Origin of the sequence: Paenibacillus sp. FSL R10-2199 (assembly GCF_038000235.1) — a bacterium.
Taxonomy (GTDB): Bacteria; Bacillota; Bacilli; order Paenibacillales; family Paenibacillaceae; genus Paenibacillus_AQ; species Paenibacillus_AQ phytohabitans.
In genome coordinates this window covers 3,322,820-3,344,606 of sequence record NZ_JBBOBO010000001.1, presented here as the reverse complement: position 1 = coordinate 3,344,606, position 21,787 = coordinate 3,322,820, and the positions used below count along the sequence as shown (strand labels likewise).

General features: G+C 50.8%; 15 protein-coding genes. 1 reads left to right on the top strand and 14 read right to left on the bottom strand.

The window, feature by feature from the left end; translation table 11 throughout:
• Positions 1–235: 235 nt before the first annotated feature.
• Entirely contained in the window at positions 236–2,317 is a 2,082-nt protein-coding gene (locus NYE33_RS14460) for an RICIN domain-containing protein (protein WP_341066269.1), read from the top strand.
• 382 nt (positions 2,318–2,699) lie between these two features.
• Here NYE33_RS14460 and NYE33_RS14455 read toward each other — a convergent pair whose 3' ends face one another.
• The 14 genes from NYE33_RS14455 to pdxA all read right to left on the bottom strand — a co-directional run bounded on the left by NYE33_RS14455 (position 2,700) and on the right by pdxA (position 21,784).
• A complete protein-coding gene (locus tag NYE33_RS14455; RefSeq protein WP_341066267.1) occupies positions 2,700–4,223 on the bottom strand; it encodes a glycosyl hydrolase family 28 protein in 1,524 nt (507 codons plus the stop codon).
• Positions 4,224–4,232: 9 nt separating this feature from the next.
• Positions 4,233–5,804, bottom strand: a complete 1,572-nt coding sequence (locus tag NYE33_RS14450) for an extracellular solute-binding protein (RefSeq protein ID WP_042139032.1) — start codon at positions 5,802–5,804, stop codon at positions 4,233–4,235.
• 80 nt (positions 5,805–5,884) lie between these two features.
• Positions 5,885–6,757: a carbohydrate ABC transporter permease gene (locus tag NYE33_RS14445; protein ID WP_341066266.1), complete on the bottom strand. Its 873-nt coding sequence runs from the start codon at positions 6,755–6,757 to the stop codon at positions 5,885–5,887.
• A gap of 21 nt (positions 6,758–6,778) precedes the next feature.
• Entirely contained in the window at positions 6,779–7,744 is a 966-nt protein-coding gene (locus NYE33_RS14440; RefSeq protein WP_042139033.1) for an ABC transporter permease, read from the bottom strand.
• Positions 7,745–8,367: 623 nt separating this feature from the next.
• Positions 8,368–10,584 (bottom strand): helix-turn-helix domain-containing protein, encoded by a 2,217-nt coding sequence (locus NYE33_RS14435; RefSeq protein ID WP_341066264.1) that lies wholly within the window; start codon positions 10,582–10,584, stop codon positions 8,368–8,370.
• Between the two features lie 859 nt (positions 10,585–11,443).
• On the bottom strand, positions 11,444–12,913 hold the full coding sequence (gene gtfA / locus NYE33_RS14430) for a sucrose phosphorylase (protein ID WP_341066261.1): 1,470 nt from the start codon (positions 12,911–12,913) through the stop codon (positions 11,444–11,446).
• Positions 12,914–12,926: 13 nt separating this feature from the next.
• Positions 12,927–13,883: a carbohydrate kinase family protein gene (locus NYE33_RS14425; RefSeq protein WP_341066259.1), complete on the bottom strand. Its 957-nt coding sequence runs from the start codon at positions 13,881–13,883 to the stop codon at positions 12,927–12,929.
• Between the two features lie 32 nt (positions 13,884–13,915).
• Positions 13,916–14,770 carry an AraC family transcriptional regulator gene (locus NYE33_RS14420; protein WP_341066256.1) on the bottom strand — a complete coding sequence of 285 codons (855 nt, stop codon included), beginning with the start codon at positions 14,768–14,770 and terminating at the stop codon, positions 13,916–13,918.
• Between the two features lie 152 nt (positions 14,771–14,922).
• On the bottom strand, positions 14,923–16,035 hold the full coding sequence (locus NYE33_RS14415) for a sialidase family protein (RefSeq protein WP_341066253.1): 1,113 nt from the start codon (positions 16,033–16,035) through the stop codon (positions 14,923–14,925).
• 85 nt (positions 16,036–16,120) lie between these two features.
• Positions 16,121–16,993 (bottom strand): carbohydrate ABC transporter permease, encoded by an 873-nt coding sequence (locus NYE33_RS14410; protein WP_039297453.1) that lies wholly within the window; start codon positions 16,991–16,993, stop codon positions 16,121–16,123.
• Between the two features lie 15 nt (positions 16,994–17,008).
• The gene (locus tag NYE33_RS14405; protein ID WP_218639446.1) at positions 17,009–17,902 is read right to left on the bottom strand and encodes an ABC transporter permease; all 894 of its coding nucleotides are present in this window, start codon (positions 17,900–17,902) and stop codon (positions 17,009–17,011) included.
• A gap of 152 nt (positions 17,903–18,054) precedes the next feature.
• Positions 18,055–19,626: an extracellular solute-binding protein gene (locus tag NYE33_RS14400; RefSeq protein WP_341066250.1), complete on the bottom strand. Its 1,572-nt coding sequence runs from the start codon at positions 19,624–19,626 to the stop codon at positions 18,055–18,057.
• Between the two features lie 183 nt (positions 19,627–19,809).
• Entirely contained in the window at positions 19,810–20,727 is a 918-nt protein-coding gene (gene dapA, locus NYE33_RS14395) for a 4-hydroxy-tetrahydrodipicolinate synthase (protein ID WP_341066248.1), read from the bottom strand.
• A gap of 52 nt (positions 20,728–20,779) precedes the next feature.
• On the bottom strand, positions 20,780–21,784 hold the full coding sequence (gene pdxA / locus NYE33_RS14390) for a 4-hydroxythreonine-4-phosphate dehydrogenase PdxA (RefSeq protein WP_042141465.1): 1,005 nt from the start codon (positions 21,782–21,784) through the stop codon (positions 20,780–20,782).
• Positions 21,785–21,787: the final 3 nt, after the last annotated feature.

Genomic DNA, 21,787 nt, shown 5'->3' with positions numbered 1-21,787 from the left:
AAACACGGCTCATCATAGCAAATTCTCAACTTGCTATCTATTGTAAATTCTTTTGTTTTCTTATGTTTTCATTCAAACTTTAACGAAAGCTCCAATCCCCCCGCAGGAAAGATCCTGATTATAAAAAGCATTAAGAAATGCACTCTTTCTAATATAATTGGAATTTATTCCCGGACGAGATTGGGCTATAGTACGGGATGGAAGCGATTCCATAATAAGAAGGAGAGCTGATAATATGAAAAAGTTTGTGATGATCCTGTTAATCCTCACCCTTGCAGCAGGTTTAACCGGACTCGTACCGGACCAGCAAGCGGAGGCGGCTCCGGCAGGCGGCTTTGCACATCCGGGCCTGCTCCATTCGCAGGCGGATTTCGACCGCATGAGGCAGATGGTGAATGCCGGAACCCAGCCGGTTCTGGATGGGTGGAACCAGCTCGTGAACAGCCCGCTGTCGCAAGCCGGCTGGACCCCGCAGGCAACCGCCACGATTATCCACGGCGGCACCGGGGACAATGTGGCTCTGCTCTACAACGATACAGCCCGGGCTTACCAGAATGCCCTGCGCTGGAAGATCAGCGGAAGCACGGCCAACGGAGACACCGCGCGCGATATTCTGAACGCCTGGTCGTCCACCCTTACGGCCGTCTCAGGCAATGCGGACCGTTATCTGGCTTCCGGCCTCTATGGTTATGAACTGGCCAATGCAGCCGAACTCATGCGGGATTATCCCGGCTTTAATCTAACGCAGATGCAGGATATGCTGATCAATGTCTTCTATAAACCGCTGAATGAACGGTTCCTGATCGGCAATGAATACGGCCAGGACCACAATGACGCCTACATCCAGAATTACTGGGCCAACTGGGATCTGGCTAATATGGCTTCGGCTGTGGCTATCGGGATCTTCTGCGACCGTGCGGATATCTACAATATTGGAGTTGAATATTACAAGCATGGGGCCGGCAATGGCTCGATTTACAACGCGATTCCTTACCTTCATCCGAATGGGCTGGCCCAGTGGCAGGAATCCGGGCGCGACCAGGCGCACACCCAGCTCGGCGTCGGTCTGATGGCTGTGATTAACGAAATGGCCTGGCATCAGGGCGACGACCTGTACGGCTGGGCGAACAACCGCTTCCTGCGGGCCGCCGAATATGTAGCCAAATACAATAACGGGGCAGATGTGCCGTTTGCCGCCTACGAGTGGGGTACCGGCACGAACGGTGCCGTCCAGTCCCAGACCGTTGTCTCCAATGCCAGCCGCAATGAGGTCCGCCCCATCTGGGAAATGATCTATAACCATTATGCCAACCGGAAGGGACTGTCGGTCCCCAATATTGCTGCCCGCGCCGCGCTGACAAGACCGGAAGGTGGCGCGAATACGCAGTATCCCTCCACCTTTGACCAGCTTGGATTCGGCACGCTGCTCTATACCCGCCCGGCTGGCTCCAGGGAATCAGCCTCTCTTCCAGGAGGCAATATTCCGGATGGCACGTACCGTTTCACCGTGCGTCTGGACGGCAAGGCTATGGAAGCCGCCGGTACGGCGAACAACTTCCCGGTAAGGAAATCAACCTATACTGGAGCAGTCAGCCAGCAATGGACCGTAACCCATCTTGGCGGCGGCCAGTACAGCATTAAGAATGTGCAGAGCGGGCTATTCCTGGAGGTCGCAAGCGGCTCTCTGGACCATGGAGCCAAATTCCAAGTCTACTCCGGCAACGGCGGAGACCATCAGAAGTTCGCTTTCATCCCTACGGGCAGCGGATACTACCGGATTACCCCTGTGCATTCGAATAAGCCGGCTGACGTGGTTAACGCCTCGACTAGTGAAGCTGCCCTGATTGATCAATGGAGGTACACGCTCGGCAGCCACCAGCAATGGAGACTCGAACCGGTCTCCGTGAATATCGGCCTGCAGTCTTATAACTATCCGGACCGCTTCCTCCGGCACAGCAGCTACCGCGCCCGGATAGATGCCGGCGTCTCCCCTGCCCAGGATTCACAATTCAAGATGGTTACCGGCCTGGCCGGTGTTGGCGGTGTATCGTTCGAGTCCGTCAACTACCCGGGACGGTTCCTGGGGGTTCGGACGAATGGCGAAGTATGGCTGGACCAGAATGACAGCACAGCAGCCTTTAACAACGAGGCGACCTTCCGCCGTGTAGCCGGTTTAGCCGACCCGCAGAAATCCTCTTATCAGATGTGGACAGACCAGACCAAATATTTGCGTCACAGCAATTATCTGTTATTTGCTCAGGCCGAGTCCGGTTCTGCATTTATCGCAGATGCTACCTTTACCGAGGTCACTCCTTAAGCCTGTTTGAGAAGGATATCCGTTAGCACTTGGATGGACGCTCTTTTATTGAATTAAGCCACAGATTGACCAAAAACGCATAGCAGCGCTTCCCCTGTTATTGGGGGAGCGCTGCTCTACGTTTTGGTCTATGACTGCTCGCTTCAGCAGATTGCGGGCAATCGAAAGCCCCGGTTGTTCTTTGGTCCTGAAACACTTTCCCCGCTTAAACAGCGGAGAGGACGGACTGATTGTGGAAAAGCGTTAGCGGTCGCCTTTGACCCCGGATTTTCACCGCTAAGGAGAATCAATAAAATCTGGGGGCAACAGCGATTGGAACAACAGTCCGTTCACGCAGCGTCCACCCAAGTGCCAACGTTGATCCCACTTTTAGGAGGCTCCCTTACAACACCTTTATCCCCTGAGCATGCTTCCCGATGATGACATACGGCTCCTCCAATTGAAATGCGCTGCCGTTCACCGTTACATTCTCGAAAGTAACGTCCTGGACAACCCGTGTATCATCATACCCCTCAATATGCGAAGGATTCATGCAGGTACCGTTAAAGTGAATGTTCCTGAAGATGATCTGCTCGATCCGCTTGCCCGGAGCCGGGTTATATTTCTCATTCTGCAATACCCGCAGATTGAACAATTCACCAAGCTCAAACGATTCAATCCGGATATCCTCATAAGATACATTGCGGACTGTATTGTTGTCGCCTGCGTTAATCGCCAGGCAGCCCCAGTAATCGGGCTGTGGCTCATGATGCTCCAGGATATCAAGCTCCGTGAACCGGATATTCTCAATCACATCACCGTCTCCGTCATAATCACCGTGTGTGCCGATATTGACCGGGTGGGCGACATCCGCCCACAGGATGGAGCCGCTGACCGTGACATCCCGTGTATCGCCCCGGAATTCGCCGCGCGATGCATACACCGCAATACAGTCATCAGATGTGCGGAGGAAACCTCCTTCAATGGTGACCTGTTTGCAGGCCATCATATCAATGCCGTCACACCAGCCGCGCGTACTGAACGATTTCAGGTTGCGGATCAGGATATGCTCCGACTGGCCGAGAAGTACGGTGTAGTGTGGAGGATCAATTACGGTTATCCCTTCGATGTGGATATGACTTGAATACTTGATTTCGAAGCCCCGGTAAAAGGTATTCTTCTCATAATCCGACATGTACAGGATCCCCCTGCCTTTAACCGTGACTTCATGAACCCCGTCGCACACAAAACCTCCATAAACGACAGCCCCTCCCGGGATATACACCGTGCAGCAGGATGGGAGGTGCAGCAGCGGCTCACTCAGCCGGTGAACACCCGGTCTGAAGATAACGATTCGCTGGAATCCCGCATCCTTAGTATGCTCCAGCTGTTGCTGAAGCTTCTCTGTATTATGCAGTCCCGGCTCCAGCATCAGAATCTCACCGCCTTCCATGTCCGGCAGCTGCTCTTCCGGCGGATTCGCAAAAATATGAAGATTATGAAACCGTTCGCCATTGACTTCAACCGACAGCAGCTTAGGCCCGTCAATGGTGAACGACAGGCTGCGGCCGCTTATTTCCCCCACTAAACCGGCTGATAGCGGCCGGATCACAGCCTCGCGGACCGTCTCAGGATGATACTCGACTTCAATGTCAACCGTTCCGGAGCAATCGAACATGACCATTGATGCGTTCCGTACATTGTGCATATCAACTTTGACGTTGTAGCTGAAGAGCGGCCTCCACTCCTCACCCGGCGTCCGGACGCGGACAGAGAAATCCGGGTTGTGCACGGCACCCTCCGGTGCCGGATAGACTTGAATCCAATTGTCAGATAGCAATATTCCCACTCCTGTCAGTAAATGATGAAACCGGCCATGCTCAGACATGTCTCCATGTCTGCACAGCCGGTTTACGATTTCGTGCATGTAATAGTGTTACTTGCTGCGCTCTTCGTAAATCTTCTGGGCTTCATCCAGCTCCGCTTGTCCGCCTGACTTCAGCCACTGGGCCTTGAAATCATCAAATGCCTTATCCGTGTCTGCTTCCCCGGTGATAGCTTTAATATAGAATTGGGTCTGAAGTGTAGTCAGAATCGTCTCATATTGCGCCTTTGTAGTCATGACGGTCGATTGCATCAGGTCTGTCAACACAGTGAGTCCGTCAATTTTGGTGTACTTGTCACGGAAGGCAATTTTGTCAGCAGAGAAATGATATTTGGTCATCGCTTCTACCTTGCCGCCAAGCGGATTATAGAAGCCTACACCTAATGCGGCCAAGGTCTCCGCAGGATTCTCAATAGCAACGGCCAAATCGCCCTCCAGATTATACGTTACCCCTTCCTTGCCGAAAGTGGTGGTCAGATAGCCTTCTGCATCCGTTGCGGCATATTCCAGAATCTCCAGAATCCTCTGTCTTTTCTTATCATCCTTCTCAAGCTGAACGCCGAAGAAGATCGGAGGCTGCAAGGCGCCATTGGAGAACGCATACTTCTTGCCGTCAGGCCCTGTAAGCGGAGTCCCCGGCACCAGCTCAATTCCTTTATCCGCCGCTACCTGCCCGAAATATCCATCCTTGTACAGATGATGCCACATCCCGGTATCGAACATGCCGGTTCTCAGGCTGATAAATTTAGTCTGAATTTCACCATTGCCATCCGTAACGAATTCGGGATCAATAATTCCCGCTTCGAACCATTTGTTGAGCAATGCCAGACCTTGTCTGGCACCTTCGGTGATCGCACCGTATTCCACTTTACCGTCCGAACCCAGCTTGAACTGGAACGGGTTCACACCGTAAGCGGCAAAGATGGGATTAAACATCTGCATTTGCGCATCTTTACCGCGTCCGGACATCCCGAAGGTATCCTTCTTGCCGTTGCCGTCCGGATCGCCATTCGTGAACTTGGTCAATACATCCTCCAGCTCCGTCAGATCTTTGGGAGCCTCGCTATAACCAATCGCTTTCAGCCATTGTCCGTTATACCCCGGCATGAAGCCTGTGCTGCCGTTGGACCATACCTTTGGAACTCCCCAGTTCTTGCCGTTATAGCTCCCGGCATCCCATGCCTTGGGATCAACACTCTCCACGTCTGCCACATATTTGGGCATATAAGTCTTAATATCCTCCACCGGAATGCTGGCGATTACGCCCTGATCCGCCCATTGCACCATGTCCCCGACACTTCCATCGACAGCCAGAACATCCGGTATGTTGCCGGAGGCAAGCATGACCCCAAGCTGTTCTTTCCAGGTTGCCGTTTCAAATTTCACATTTTTAATCTTGACGTTGAATTTCTGCTCAATGAATTTCTGCACATAATTATTGTCAGCTTCCGGTGCGTTCCAGTTGTTCGCCCAAGTGATTTCAATTGGCGCTTCCGTTCCCGGATCTGCTGGAGTATTGGATGAAGAAGTACTATTATTTCCGTTATTGCTGCACCCGCTGGCAAGCAACGAGGTGGACAGCAGCAATGCTGCCATACCGGTCAACCATGGTTTTGTTTTCATTTTTCTAATATCCTCCCTTTTGTTCTCTGATGCTTGTTATTTAAACAATCCAGCCTCTACAGCAGATTGAGTAAATCCTGTTAACCTTTGAGCGAGCCTACCATTGTACCCTTGACGAAATATTTCTGCAGGAACGGATAGACAATGATAATCGGCAGAGCCGTGAACATCAGGGTCGCCGCCTTAATCGGCTCCTGATATCCCAAAGCCGTGTTTGTTGTATTGGAGGCGTACATGGACAGGTCCTCGCCTGTGATCACAACTCTCCGCAAAAAGGTGGTTAGAACCTGCTTGTCAGGGTCCTGGATATAGAGCACCGCGTCAAACCAGGCGTTCCAGTGTCCAACTGCCGACCATAGAGACAGCGTAGCCAGAACCGGCAGGGACAGCGGTAATACAATCTGGAAAAGAATCCGCAAGTCGTTCGCTCCGTCAATTTTGGCCGAATCCTCAAGCTCATCCGGAATCGCCTGGAAGAAATTGCGCAGAATGAGCATGGAGAAGGTGCTGACCAGCCCCGGTAAAATGTATACCGCCCGGGTATCGAGCAGCCCGAGATTTTTGATCAGAAAGTAGGTTGGAATCAGCCCGCCGCCGAAGAACATCGTAAATACGATCAGCAGCGTAAACACATTGCGGTGGGGCAGATATCTTCTCGACAGAGGATAGGCGCCCATGGACATGAAGAAAACCGAGCATACCGTACCTACTACGGTTCTGAAGACGGTATTGCCGAAGCCGATCCAGATATCATGTTTCCCGAGAACCCGCTCCCATGCATACAACGATACCTGCTTCGGATAGAGATGGATGCCCAGTCTTAACGACTCTGCAGGACTGCTGAACGAGATCGACAGCATATGAACGAATGGATATAACATGATTATGCAGAGAATAACCATGAACGAAATCAGAAAGATTTGAAACAACGTACTTCCTTTGCCTTGTCTCACTGCCTGGTGCTCCTTTCAAAATTAGAATAATCCGTCCTGCCCCAGCTTCTTCGAGATATAATTGGTGAACAGCACCAGCATAAAAGCGATCACATTCTTAAATAGTCCTACCGCAGTCGTCAGGCTGAATTGAAAATTCTGCAGACCTACCCGGTAGACATACGTGTCCAGAATATCAGCTACTTCGTAGGTTGCGGGTGAGTACAGGTTCAATATCTGGTCGAAGCCTGCATCGAGAATTCCGCCCATCCGCAGGATAAGCATCAGCACAATAACGGGCAGGATGGACGGCAGCGTGATTTTGAGGGTCTGCTTCCACCTGCTTGCCCCATCCATGACAGCCGCTTCATATAAATCGGGGGAAACTCCCGTCAGTGCGGCCAGATAGATGATCGTTCCCCAGCCTACTTCCTTCCAGATCGCCGAGGTCACCAGTGTAAATCTGAAATAATGGGGATCACCAAGAAAATAGATCGGGTCCAGACCGACCAATGTAATTAGATAGTTCACCACTCCCGTGGACGGGGAGAGCAAGGTGATCAGAATCCCGCCCAGAATGACCCAGGAGAAGAAATGGGGCAGATAGGTAAGCGATTGGGCGATCTTCTTAAACTTGGACGACCGGATTTCATTAATCATCAGCGCAAGAATGATCGGCGCGGGGAAACCGAATACAATATGATAGATACTGATGACAACCGTATTCTCCAGAATTTTGAAGAAGTCAGGCGATTGCAGGAACAGAAATTTGAAATGCTTCAGTCCGACCCAGGGGCTCCCCCAGATCCCATCCATAATCCGGAAATCCTTGAATGCCAGCTGAATTCCATACAAAGGCGAGTATGCGAATACGGCGTACCAGATCAGTACGGGTGTAAGTAATAGAAAGAGATACCTGCATTTTTTATATTCTTTCCATACTGCTGCAATCTTTGAGGTTTTCCTCCCGGCCTGGGTTTTCCCGTCCGAAGTGACTAGCGAGGTCATTACAGTTGCTCCTTTCCAAAATAGACAAGCTCGGTATATTCATCATGTGCCGCTCACAAATGTAAGTTTAGATTTATGGAAGCGCTTTTTCTAGTTCAACTTCATTCAATTCCTTATACTTTCTTTCGTTTTACCGCCTGCAGAAGTTCAATTATTTAAGCGGTTATCCACTTTAGGCCGAAATATGAACACATCAGCGACTCTTTCTTATGAATAGTAGCCGCTACTCAAAATGCTGAAGCGCTACCTCCCCTTATGAAATTAAGTGGTAAAACGTATCTTATTTTTGCTATTTTAGTATCGTTGAGATTATTAATTGGATAAACGTATCTTAATTTCGTATATTTCTCCTACTCTTGTCTATTTCCCTAATATTAAGTGCTCTTTTTCCACTTGCTGTTTGACATTGCCTCCTTCGCCCTTTAGCAAGTGTAGAATATCCATCTATTTTTCAGCTGCCGCGGTATCTCGACTCCCGTAGGTGTCTTCCCACGCCGTATAAGCCGCTTCTTCACCGTTATCCTCACCTTTTCAAACTGCATCATTTCCTATACAAACAAAAAACCTTCATTGGCGTGAAGGTTCGGGATAATTAATATTTAAGGCTGGCGTTGCTAGGACATTCAATTCTCCAAAGTGATCCAATCCGCATGGTCCTTATGCGATTTCCGGTATTGGACAGGGGTAACGCCGTACCGGGCTTTGAATTTGCTGTGAAAATATTGCGGATTACGGTAGCCGACCTGCTCGGCAATTACCGCGATAGACAGCCGCGAATCGGCAATCAGCAGCTCGGCGGCCTTCTCCAGCCTCAGCTTCGTTACATATTCGGTGAACGGGGTTTTGGTGACTTCACTGAATAGGGTGGAGATATAAGCCGGTGCCAGCGAGACTTCCCTCGACAGAATCTGCAGCGATAAATCCTCATGCAGGTGACTGGATATGAAAGCTTGTAACGTACGGATGACCTCCGCATGGGCATGATTGCCTTCAGCATTCATCAGTTCTGTAATTTCTGTACACAGCTTCCGGATGCTTGTCATCGTTTCGTACAGGGTATCCTTCTTCAGCTCCTCAAACAGATTGGAATACGGAAGCAGATGCTGCAGCTTCAGCTCAATCACACATTGGTACAGCTGGGCAATCAGCTGGAGCACGGCCAGCTCTGCGGCATCAATCTGCACCTCCTCTTTATGCAGCGCAGAGACAAAGGTATCGAGGAAATCATTCACTCCCTTAAGGTCCCCTGCCTTCAGTGCATTGCTGTAATGCTCAAAATTGAAGAACATAGGCTCCGCATTCAGGGACTGCGTCTTGTGAAATGAAATAACCGTGTGCCTGCCGTAGATAAAATGATACCGGCTGGCCTGCTGCGCCGTCTGGTAGGAATCCGGGATGTCCTCAGCAGAGTGCACCTTCCGTCCGATGGCCGCCTGAAAGGTGAAGCCCTCGCCGGATATCCGCTGCAGCCCCTGCAGATCATTGATAAGGAAGGACGGGTCAAATCCATGCTCCTGCTCCAGGTAGTAAAGAATGACCGCCTCTCTTGCATTGAGCGAGATGAATTCTCCCGGAAGCGTGCTGTAGAGCTCATACCTGGCTTTCAACCCCTCCGGCTCCCCTGCGGTAAGCTGAAGGTATGCTGCGCAATAAGCGGTATCGGGCAGTACTCTTTCCTGAGGCTCCTCACTCTGGCTGACCCCCAGCAGCAGGTTGATAAGCTCACTTTTCCTCGCCTGGGATTCCAGATCCACGATCTTGTCTTTCATTAAGGAAAAGGTATCCCCGATAATCATATACTCATTCCCGCGGGAGAGATGAGAATGGGCTGGCTGGAAGCTGCCGATCTTGGCCATCAGCTGTTTGATAGGAATATAGAGCTGTTTGGAGAATAGGAACGAGATAAGTAGTCCGAACAGAATAATGACGGCCGAGGCCGTATACAGCCCTGTTTTTAGATGCTCGGTGAAGAGTTCTACGGTGTTGGTTGGCCGGTACATCGCATAGGTCCATTGATGAGCCGAATGAACGGATGGAAGCTGTGATAAGACTCCCGGCACTCCGCCCTCCTTAATCCTTCTTTCCTGGGCAGATCCCGAACCAAGCGCTTCCTGCAAAAGCTCATCGATTCTGCTGTTCTCCCCGCCGGCTGAGAACAGCACATGATCCGCTCCATCCAACACCAGCAGCTTATCTTCCGGAGAACTAAGCATCGGAGCCACAACGGTCTGCAGATAGTTCACGCCTACATCGATGATGAAATACCCCGCAGCCTTCACACTCGGCAGTTGATAAGGAAGCTTAATCACATAGCTGATAACCTGCTCACCGTTTGCGTTGGTCCGGACTGTCCATTTTTTCAAAGGCATATGGGCCAGTTTCCAGTAGAATCCCGATTCCAGCGAATTGGCCGTTTTCATATAAAACTTGTCTGCATCCACCACATAATCATTCCCTGGGAAATATACCGCCACATTGGTGACACCCGTATTCTCCACCTTGAAGAACTCCAGATCATTATTTAAGGAAGCCGCCCGGCTCAGATTCCCCTTCCAGCCCCCATACAGCAGCTGGCTCAGGTTGGCGTTGCTTTGGATAAAATTGATGGACAAGGCCTTGTTCTGCAGGTTATCCTCATATTTTTTGAGCAGTGTCTGTTCAATAAACGTCTGAACGGCATTCAGCCGGGTGACACTGTCCTTGGCGATTTCCTGATCCATCATACGGTTGGCCTGGGTATACCAGTAGCCGCCCATCGTGCTGATTAGAACAACAGAAAGAATGGTATAGGATAAAACCAGGTGATTGAATATGGTTTTTTTATAACCGTATTTGTTCATGCTGCTCCCCCTTTTCTCTGTATACCTGCTTACTTTTTGGCATCCGCTAAATAAAACGCTTTCATAAATAACCTCCAATAACCTCTAAGGAAGCAAGCATCCTGCTCTCTTCATGATACCAGCTTTTTAAATTTCTTTACTATTATAAAATCTTTCGATTTATTCATTTTATTTGCGAAAACGGGCCATTCTGCGAATAAGCTATCAGGTGAAACATATAACTTCTTATATTTCAAGAATAAAATCGCCCGGAGGGCGAATCAAGTGGCACATCAAAAGTAAATTAACTATCCGGTGAGATCAGAAGGATTTACCCCTTTGTTTTTCCCGTACAGCCCATGTTCAAATGAATCAAAGGAATTCATACCCCATTTGGCTCCACTACCCTATCATTGGCACATTGTATTCGGTTTTTCGCATACATTTGGCTCATCTGCCCTATCATTGGCAAATTGTATTCGGTTTTTCGCATACATTTGGCTCATCTGCCCTATCATTGGCACATTGTATTCGGTTTTTCGCATACATTTGGCTCATCTGCCTATCATTGGCACATTGTATTCGGTTTTTCGCATACATTTGGCTCATCTGCCCTATCATTGGCACATTGTATTCGGTTTTTCGCATACATTTGGCTCCACTACCCTATCATTAGCACATTGTATTCGGTTTTTCGCATACATTTGGCTCCACTACCCTATCATTGGAACATTGTATTCGGTTTTTCGCATACATTTGGCATGAAAGTTATCCACAACAGACGAATATCATAATTTCCTATATAACAAAAAAAGCGGTGTCTGACTGCACTTCCCTGTCAGACACCGCTTTACCATTTGATCATGCTATACCTCAAACCTCAAACCTCAAACTGAACACTCGACCCTTCCGGTCCCGCATAATCGATGACCGTCCGGTTAATGGCCAGATCAATATGCAGCGTGCAGCACAGATCTCCCTTGGTCCACTGCAGCCGGACCTCATGACTTGCCGATTCCAGCACGCGGAATTCACCGTTAAACGCGCCGTATTCGTTGCGGAATCGGATCAGCGCAAGGAGACGCTGGACTACGCCCCTGCCAAGCGCCTGCTCAATCTCGTCTATACTGAAGTTATGACGGTTTATCTCCCGCCCTTCTCCTGTGCGGCGAACCGCTTCGTCATCGTTCTTTCCGGCCAGAAGTCCGGCGTAATACACCTGCGGGATGCCGGGAGCGAAGAACTGGATGGCACGTGCTGCCAGATAAGCGTCATCATCACTGTTCAGCACGGAGTAGTAGGAGCAGCGGATCTGGTGTACATCGAATCCGTCCTCGGCCTTATGACCCTCAGAGACAATCAGGCTCAGATTGGCGCCGCGTTCAAGGCAAGCATCGACCAGCTTACGTGCTTCCTTCGTGTCGATCAATCCGTCGAGATCGGGCTTGACAGGGATACCGTCATGACAGTCCAGCATCGTGAACTGCTTCGCAGGGCGCGTAGTCAGGTATTCCTTCAGCGCTTCCGCATTTTTGTTGACAAGGGTATCAAGGATGCGGTAAGGCAGAATGAAATCATAGATCCAGAATCCGCGCTCCGCCAGTTTATATTGAATGCTGTAGTGGGAATGAACCTCCGGCAGCAGCTCGATATCCAGCGAATCGGCCAGCTCCCTGATCCAGTCCAGGAACCCGTAGATCTCAGGCTCAACGAAGAAGCAGCTTGTACCCAGCTTCTTGATGATATAACCTACAGCATCCAGCCGCACAATCTTTACGCCGTTGTTACGGAAATTCCCGAAGATATCCGTCAGTAGCTGCTTTACCTGATCCGAATGTATATCGAGGTCAATTTGTTCCGAGGGATCGGTTTTGCCGAAGGTCGTCCATACCTTCTCCTCTTCACCCGTCTCTCCGATCGTGAAGGTGGAATAAGGCAAGGGGCGGCGGAGAAACATTTTGCCGATATCGGCCTGCACAGGCTGTCCGTCAGCCCAGACCTTGTCGAGTGTCAGGAACAAATCCGTGTACGGTGAGCGTCTTCCTTGTCTCAGGAAATCCTGGAAATACTCAGACTGCCGGGAAATATGATTAACCATCACATCCAGCAGCACATCATGCTTCGCCCCAATCACCTTAATATCTTCCCAGGAGCCAAAGGCAGGCTCGATCTCAAAATAAGTTAGCGGAGCAAAGCCCCGGTCTCCAGAGGAGGGAAACGGGGGAAGGATATGAATGCCGCCCTTGAAAATATCTGAAAAATGCTCATCCAGCACATGGTTTAGGGTCTGCAGGTTCCCGCCCAGCGAGTCGGGATACGTAATCAGCTGCACTTGATTGTGAATTGCCATAACTCTCGCCCTCCTAGATTTGGTACTTCGTCTTGAATGCCTCAAGTTCCGGCAGCTCTACGACTGCCCCTGTATATTGCAGCTTGTACGCGCTGACTGCCAGCCCGAACTCCAGCGCTTTGCGGACCGGATAGCCCTTGATGAGCGCCGTGTACAAGCCGGACCAGAAGGCATCCCCTGCCCCTGTCGTATCTGTCACCTGCGTAGCCAGCGTACCCATCTTCACCGTTTCCTGCCCGTTTGAGGCGATCACGCCGTCTTTGCCCAAAGTCAGAATGACCAGCTTCACTCCCAGGTCCAGGAATTTCTGCAGCTGATTCTCCGGGGTGTCTTTCCCGAACAGCCGCTCGGCATCGTCTTCCGACGGCTTGGCGATATCCACTTGCGGGAGAATCGTTTTGATATACTTAACCCCGTCCTCCCCTTTCTCCCATAGTGCCGGATGGTAATTAGGATCGAAGCAGACCAGAACCCCGTTCCGGCGCGCATCCCGGATCACTTGCTCTACCGCTGATCTCACCGGCTGTCTGGACAGGGGCCAGCAGGAAAAATGGATAATCTTCGTCCGCAGCAGGGCTGAGCGCAGCTCCTCGGTGTAGGTGAGGCGGTAATCAGCTCCCCGGTAGAAGATCGGGACCGGCGTGGACTTGCTCTTGGTCACGACCACCAGGCTGGTTGCTTCGTGTACATGCTGTACGCAGCTTGTATCCATCCCCGCTCTCTGCAAATGCTCTACCAGAAACAGCCCAAGCCCATCCGTCCCCACCGCAGACGCCACTAACGGGCGGATGCCCAGCCGCTTGGTATTCATGGCGATATTGGCCGGCGAGCCTCCGAAATATCTGTGGTACCTGCTGTACTCATTGGAGTCACTGTACCCCTCCGATATCATGTCTATCAGCAATTCCCCGACCGTTAGAAGATCCAGGTCCTTCTCATTAAACTTCAGGCTATGCTCAAAATCAAACATGGGTATTCCCCCATTCATCTATAAATATGGCTTTAGTTCAACAACCCCTGGTTGTGTTTCTTATAGGACATGGGAGAGACTCCCGTTACATTCTTAAACATCTTGGAGAAGTAGAGTGAATCAGTGATCCCAACGGAAGCCGAAATTTCCTGAATGTTAAGGTCGGTCTTCTGCAGCAGCATTTTGGCATTCTGGATGCGGATTTTGCTGATATATTCCGGGATAGACATTCCAGTGATCCGCTTAAAGTAACGGGAGAGGTAGGAACGGCTATAGTTGACGTGCTTACACAGCATATCCACATCAATATGCATGTAGTAGTTCTGCTCGATGAACAGAACAGCCTGCTGTACCACGCTTTCGGAGCCGGTCCGCAGGCCGGCCTCGCCGTAATGCTTTGCCCCCTGCTCAACCAGGTGGAAAATATGCAGCAGATAGCTAATGCACAGCAGCTGCCCGTTCCCCGCTTCCGGAAGCTCCTGGATCAGCAGCAGCATTTTGTTAATAATGGTATGTGTTGCAATTCCTTCCAGACAGCAGTGATTAATATCGAGCCCCATCAGATTCAGATAATAGGGAATATGCTGGCCGCCAAAGGAGACCCACATAATCTCCCACGGGTCCTCGGGGTCAGCATAGTAGAAATGCTTTTCTCTGGGAATCAGGATAAACATGTCTCCCTGGTTCTGCATTTTGTTGACATGATCGCCTTGGGTTAAATAGCCCTTGCCGCTGAGGACAAACACCATTTTATAAGTCTCCAGGACGCGCGGGCCTACGACATGGTCTTTGCCGCATTTCCGGTGGCCGGCCCAGGTTATATAGGCAGACTGCTCCATTTGCGTTTTGGCCGGTGTGTAAAAATGCTGTACAATATGCTCTTCCATTTCTGCTTCACCTCAATGAAGTTGCCGTAATTTAGGTCTCTCACTGTACCGCACCGCTTTTTCTTTGTCAACCGGCCCAACTGGAAACAGCACTGCCGTCCTTTCATATTTAAAAGAGCCCCGTAAAGGGGCTCAGCCCGGCAGCATTCCGGTTACTCGGCACCGGTAACCCACTGCTCCGTGAAGGAGATAAATTTCATCGTGCGGCGGTTGCCGAAGGAATATGCTGCATGCAGACTTCCATCCGCCGCCTGCATGATGCATGGATATTCATAGCGGCGGTTGCGGATTAGATTTTTGTGGCCGCTAAAGCCCTCACCTGTCTCCACATGACGGCGGTACGGCCACGTTCTGCCCTCATCCTCTGAAATGGCTACAGTAACAGGACAGCGTTCAAACGGCCAGACGGTAATATCCGGCTTGTCATTGAAGCGCAGATCATTGTAAATGATGGCGAGCTTGCCGCTCGCAAGCTTGATGGCGGAAATGCTGGAGTTGTTGTTCGGCAGCTCGGTGCGTGCCGGTTCCGTCCAGTTCTCCCCGTTGTCATCCGATTTGGCAAAGTAAATATAGTCTGCCGCGCGGCTGCGGAAGAGCCCGATCAGCTTCCCTGGCGCCATCTCGATCACGTTGCAGTGCACACGGCCGCGGCTGCCGGGAACCTCGACGCTGCGCCAGGTCGCGCCTTCATCGTCGGAGATGTTCATGACCGTAATATCGCTTCCGTTGCGGGTATCATCATTGAAGCAGATCCAGTTCTCGAAGATCCATCTTCCGCTGGAGAGAATCTGAATTTTCTGGCGGCAGAATGAGCCTTCACGCGGGAACATAACCTCCGCCTCCCCCCAGGTATACCCGTTGTCCCTGGAAACCTTGCGGTAAATCTTGGAGGTGTACTGCAGATTGAACTCCGGCGGCTCATCGGCGGTACGGGCCCGCTGGGCCGTGTACATCACCCACAGCTCGCCGTTCGGATGAAGAAACAGGGACGGATTCTGCTCGCTGAAGCCGTTATCGTCTGAAATTCTCACAGCAGGTGTCCAGGCATCCGCCCCGGCGTTCAGACGGGACATAACGATGCTGACATCCGGGTTGCCTTCATCCGAGCCGGCAAACCAGACGCAGAGCAGATCGCCGCCCGGCAGCTCCTGCAGGTCACAGGCATGGCTTGTTTCGAAATCACAGGGCAATAGGGATTCCGCCAAGCCGAGGCGGCGGTTGAAATACAGCTTTCCGTCTTCAGTAAGGTCATTTAATTCAATCATTGGATTATTTAACATAATGCACTCCTTTGGTTAAAATATATGAATTTATAGGTTTCACTCATAATTTATCCTTCTATTAAGTGGCTTACTTCACAGAGCCAAGCAGAATCCCTTTCTTGAAGTACTTCTGCACAAACGGATAGATCAGCACAATCGGCACCATCGCTACGAAGATGGCCGCTGCCTTCAGGTTGCCGGGGTTCAGCATAATGCCGTCCTGGATAATCGTGCGGAAGGCCGTATTGGAATCGCCCGAGCTGATGACAAGTCTTTTCAGCATAACCTGAATCGTCTGCAGGTTCGGATTTTGCAGGTAAATAAGCGGCATCAGATACTGGTTCCAGATAAATACGGCATAGAAGACGCCGATTGTGGCCAGAATCGGTTTGGAAATGGGGAGAAAGACGCGGCTCATAACCTGAAAATCGTTGGCGCCGTCGATTTTGGCTGCTTCCTCAAGCTCTGTTGGCAGACCATCCAGGAAGGTCTTGGTAATAATCAGAAATTGTACATTGATCGCATTGGGAATAATCATTACCAGCCAATTGTCCACAAACCCAAGCTTATTCAAGACAATGTAGGCCGGAATAATTCCCGCTTCAAATACCCAGGTGAACACGAACAGGCTCATGATCAGAAAGCGGCCCTTAATTTGCTTGCGGGACAACACATAGGCCGTCATATACGTCAGCATAAGCGCAACAACTGTACCAATCGCCGTATAGATGCCCGAATTCAGCAGCCCGCGGAAAATGCCAAGACTGGAATTCGTCAAAATATATTGATAAGCTTCAAAGTTAGGATTCTTCGGAAAGAACACGACGTCTCCTGAGGCGATGCTTCTTCCGTCACTGATAGAGAGAAAGAATATATACAGGAAAGGATACGTGCAGACAAGAGCGATCAATAGCAGAAAAATATTATTGCAGATGTCGAACAGACTGATCTTTGTTCTCATCACCCTTCTCCTTTCTCAGAATAGCCGTGTATCGGAATATTTTGTGGACAGCTTGTTGGTTCCGACAACCAGAACGTAAGCAACAAGCGATTTCAGCAGATTGACTGCCGTGCCGTAGCTGTATTCCGGGAATCCTGTGCTGGCAAAGGCCAGGCGGTATACATAAGTCTGAATAACATCAGCCGTCTCATAGACGCTTTGATTGTACATAAGCAAAATCCGGTCCAGATCGACCGTGAAAATGTTGCCGACGCTGATAATCAGCATGATGGCAAGCGTTGGCTTCAAGGAAGGGAGCGTGATGTGAAACATTTGCTGAAAGCGGCTGGCACCGTCCAGTGAAGCGGATTCATAGACGGATGGATCAATAGCTGCCATTGCTGCAATATACACGATTGCCGAATAGCCGAAGGTCTGCCATACCTGGAGCAGTACATAATTGCTGCGGAACCATCCCGGTTCAGCCATAAAGTAGATGGTGTCCAGGCCAAAACGGGCCAGAATATCGTTAACCAGGCCGGTCGAAGGCGAGAGCAGCGTGTACAGAATGCTGACCATAACGGCCGAAGAGATGAAATAAGGCAAGAAGCTCAGGGATTGCACGCTTCCTTTAATCCAGCGGACCCGCACCTCGTTCAGCAGCAAGGCGAACAGAATCGGAATGGGAAACGTGAATAGCAGGGAATAGAAAGCGAGAATGAGCGTATTTTTGACTAGGGTCCATATATACGGGTCTTCAAAGATTCGCTGAAAATGCTCCAGACCGACAAACGGACTGCCCAGCACCCCTCGAAAAGCGCTGAAATCCTGAAAAGCGATAATCATCCCGCCCAGCGGAGCCAGTTTGAACAATACCAGGCTGATCAAACCGGGCAAAAGCATGAGCAGCAGGAGCTTGTTCGTATTCATATAGGCGAGAAAACGGCGCATCCCCGTTTTTCGGGGAAGAGGCGTCATTCTGTCACTTGTTATCACTTTCTCCACCACCCATTTGATCTGAATTTGTACCCTGTATTTAGGTGCCGCGCCTTCCGGGGGGAAGGCGCGGCCGGTGCTATTGTTTACTTGTACATGGCGTCGTAAGCTTCTTGCTGGATGGCAACAATCTTCTTATACCCTGCTGTTTCCATTTCACCGAGGAAGGCGTCCCATTCACTCATTGGGCGTTTGCCGTTGACGAATTCCGTCACCCCTGCGGTAACCGCCTCATTGACCTTGGCGGAAAGATCAGCCAGTTGTTTAGCCTGATCAGCAGAGTATGTCACCTGTACACCGGTTTTCAGACTTTCGTCTGTGAACAGCTCCAGTGCAGCATTGCGTACAAGCTCGGTATTCCAGGAGTAGAACGCGTCGTTGTCAATCGGCTTGACGAAGGTGAGACGGTCGTTAAGGAAAGACCACCGCGGCTCACCGGCCGGCGTTGCTTCCTGCTCCGTGAAGTCCACCGTGTACTGCTTATTTCCGCCCTCATCTTTATAGCTTTCCCCTTCAACGCCCCATGAAACCAGCGTCTGGCCTTCATCAGAATAGAGATAGTCCAGGAATTTGATAATCGTCTCTGCTTTGTCTTTACTGTCTGCGTTAATAACCATCGCTCTTAGGGTGTTGTATTGGGTTTCCGTTGTCTGTACAGAAGGATTTCCGTTCAGGTCCTTCAGATAAGGCAGGATGGCAATCTTGTAGTCCGGATCGTTGTCCGGTCCTCCATTATCCATGAACCAGGATGGACGGGTCAGGTAGTCATAGCTGATGGAGCCTTGTCCTGTCAGCATTTTGGATTCCCAGCTTTCCTCCGTGCCGGAGCCTGCCACCCATTCAGGGTCGATCAAGCCTTCGCTGTAAAGTGTTTTATACCACTCCACCATTTTCTTGTATCCGTCGGAATACAGGTCAGTGCCTGTTTTGCCGTTGCCGTACACCCCTCTGGATATGCCGTCATCGTAATTCGCGGCTGCATTGAACGCGCTCTGGAAGCGGATATAGCCTTCACGGCCGACCATCGGATAGTAATTCTTATCCTCCTTGCCGTAATACGCTTTCAATTTGCGCATCGCATCGGTCAGCTCATCAATCGTCTGCGGAGCCTCGGTAATGCCGGCCTTCTCGAAATGATCGGCGCGGTAGAAGATGAAGTCTGCAAAACGCGGAGCTTCGGCAACCAGTCCGAATATTTGTCCGTCCTTATCGGTAATCAACGTTTTGTAACTGGGGTTCTTCTCGATATAGCTCTTGATATTAGGCCCGAACTCTTCAATATAAGGAGCCAGGTCGACAAACGCGCCTTGGGCACCGTATACGGTAGCCTGTGAAACGGAAACAATACCTGAATCAGGGAAGGTACGGCTAATAATTTTCTGGTCCACGGAAGCGTAGTACTCATCATCGTTAGAGCCGCCGGGAACAAATTCAACGGTCGTGCCTGTTGCCGTTTCCACATGCGGATACCACTTGTCTTCCTTCAGCCAGTTGATAAATTTATCATGCATCAAATAAGAAAAGCTGCTGCTTCCTTCCGCCCCGCTGTTGCCGTTGTTAGAGGTATTCGTTTTTGTATTTTGTGAGCAGCCGGCCAGCACAGACCCTGAAGCAAGCAGAGCGGCAAAGACTAAATAAAACGCTTTCTTTTTTCTCATTATTAGTTCCCCCTCGAAGTGTAATTTGAAATACTAAGAGTGTCTTCAGAAGTAGTATCTCATGACCCAAGTATAAAATTAATGCAAAAATAGCTATACCTCATGGAAAATTGCGCACAAAACCTTTTTTGTGCTACTGATTTTTAATAGTAGTTGCAATTTGCAATACAATAGGCCGAAAAATTACAATAACCCTCTCGCTGTATAATCGGCCACCATACGGCGCACTTCCTCCAAGGCCTGGGGGGTGAGCGGAGCTACCGGCCGCCGGGCCGGACCAGCCGGCAAGCCGATTTCATCAAGCACAGCTTTCAGCACGGAAGGCAGGGTACCCAGCGCAAAGGCTGCCCGCAAACCGCGGAGGACACGCTGCGCCTGCTCTGCCTGCTCATATTCACCGCGGCGCCAATGCTCATAAATGGCCACCACTGTTGCCGGGAAAATATTGGCCGTTGCTGCAATAGCCCCTGTGCCGCCCGCCATCAGCGTGGACAAAATCAGCGAATCCGTTCCGGCAAGGACGGAGAAGGATTCAGGTGTGCGGTCGATCAGCTGCAGAATGTTATCGAAGCTGCCGCTGCTGTCCTTGATGCCAACCACATTCGGCAATTCCGCAAGCTTGGCCACAGTCTGCACACTGAGGGTATTGCCTGTACGGACCGGAATCGTATACAGCACAAGGGGCAGCGATGTATCCCCTGCTACGGCTTCAAAATGGTATTGCAGCTCAGCCTGCGTATAGGTAAGAAAATAAGGGGTAATCACGGAAAGTGCGTCCGCTCCCGCCTGCTCCAGTCTTTGCGCCAGACGGCTGGTCTCGCGTGTTCCGGAACAGCCTGCACCTGCATATACGGGCACACGGCCGCGGGCCTCATCAATGACGATTTGCGCTACCTCCAGCTTTTCTTCAAAAGAAAGATTAAAGAATTCGCCGTTGGTCCCCAGGCAAAACAGCCCGTGCACTCCGGCATCAATGTAACGGTTCACCATCTTCCGCAGTGCCTTCTCGTCAATCTCCTCCCGCTGATCCAGCGGAGTGACCATCGCAGGTATAATTCCCTTCACTTCCAGCATGGTTCCCAGTCCCTTCCTGTTATTCATTCAGATTCATTCAGATCTATTTCAAGCGCAAACCTTCCCGGTATGTTGACGCTTAAACCGTCTGCTTCGGGGCCAGTTCAACAGCCGAACGGATCGCCTCCAGCATGCTTTTCTCATCCGCAATGCCTTTTCCCGCAATATCAAACGCTGTGCCGTGATCAACAGAGGTACGGATAATCCCGCCCTTCAAACCAACGGTAATATTAACGCCGTCCTCTATGCCCAGCACCTTAATGGGCGCATGTCCCTGATCGTGGTAGCAGGCGACAACAATATCAAAGTCTCCCCGCATGGCCCTGTAAAAAAGGGTGTCCGCCGGAGCAGGACCATATACATCCATTCCTTCCATCCGTGCTTTCTCTACGGCCGGAAGCAGCTTCTCTTCTTCCTCTCCGTTTCCGAACAAGCCGTTCTCCCCTGCATGGGGATTGATGCCGCACAGGGCAATCCGCGGGTTATTATTCCCTGCTGCCCGCAGCACCTGATCCGCGAGCTTCAGCACCTTATACGTCCGTTCCGGCGTAATCAACTCCACAGCCTTGATCAGCCCGACATGGGTCGTCAGGTGAATAACCTTGAGGCGGCCGGTGGACAGCATCATCGAGAAATCCTCCGTCTCTGTCAGCTTGGCCAGAATTTCGGTATGTCCGGGATAGAGATGCCCTCCCTTATGCAGCGCCTCCTTATTCAGCGGGGCGGTACAAATGGCCTGGACTTCACCGGACTTCGCCAGCTCAACAGCCTTGGCAATATAATGGAAGGCGGCATTTCCCGCCGCTGCGGACAATTGCCCGAAAGGAACGGCATCCGGCAGAAGCTTCAGGCTGATGCAATCAATAATCCCATGCTGGAAAAGCGCCTCAGCGGCTCCTTCTATCGGGCGAATCTTCATTGCATCCCGGCTGGAGACGGCAGCCGCCCTCTCCAGTGTTTCGGTGTCACCGACAACGAGCGGGCGGCACACCTCATAAATATCTGGATGCGATAACGCCTTCACAATAATCTCAGGACCAATACCGGCCGCGTCCCCCATAGTAATGGCAATAATCGGCTTCATCAT

Coding starts and splice junctions, on each gene's coding strand:
- NYE33_RS14425 (WP_341066259.1), bottom strand. CDS start 13,883: ATGTTTGATTTTGAGCATAGCCTGAAGTTTAATGAGAAGGACCTGGAT.
- NYE33_RS14440 (WP_042139033.1), bottom strand. CDS start 7,744: ATGACCTCGCTAGTCACTTCGGACGGGAAAACCCAGGCCGGGAGGAAA.
- dapA (WP_341066248.1), bottom strand. CDS start 20,727: ATGAATAACAGGAAGGGACTGGGAACCATGCTGGAAGTGAAGGGAATT.
- NYE33_RS14420 (WP_341066256.1), bottom strand. CDS start 14,770: ATGGAAGAGCATATTGTACAGCATTTTTACACACCGGCCAAAACGCAA.
- gtfA (WP_341066261.1), bottom strand. CDS start 12,913: ATGGCAATTCACAATCAAGTGCAGCTGATTACGTATCCCGACTCGCTG.
- NYE33_RS14450 (WP_042139032.1), bottom strand. CDS start 5,804: ATGAAAACAAAACCATGGTTGACCGGTATGGCAGCATTGCTGCTGTCC.
- NYE33_RS14405 (WP_218639446.1), bottom strand. CDS start 17,902: ATGAATACGAACAAGCTCCTGCTGCTCATGCTTTTGCCCGGTTTGATC.
- NYE33_RS14460 (WP_341066269.1), top strand. CDS start 236: ATGAAAAAGTTTGTGATGATCCTGTTAATCCTCACCCTTGCAGCAGGT.
- NYE33_RS14415 (WP_341066253.1), bottom strand. CDS start 16,035: ATGATTGAATTAAATGACCTTACTGAAGACGGAAAGCTGTATTTCAAC.
- NYE33_RS14435 (WP_341066264.1), bottom strand. CDS start 10,584: ATGAACAAATACGGTTATAAAAAAACCATATTCAATCACCTGGTTTTA.
- NYE33_RS14400 (WP_341066250.1), bottom strand. CDS start 19,626: ATGAGAAAAAAGAAAGCGTTTTATTTAGTCTTTGCCGCTCTGCTTGCT.
- NYE33_RS14410 (WP_039297453.1), bottom strand. CDS start 16,993: ATGAGAACAAAGATCAGTCTGTTCGACATCTGCAATAATATTTTTCTG.
- NYE33_RS14455 (WP_341066267.1), bottom strand. CDS start 4,223: ATGCACGAAATCGTAAACCGGCTGTGCAGACATGGAGACATGTCTGAG.
- pdxA (WP_042141465.1), bottom strand. CDS start 21,784: ATGAAGCCGATTATTGCCATTACTATGGGGGACGCGGCCGGTATTGGT.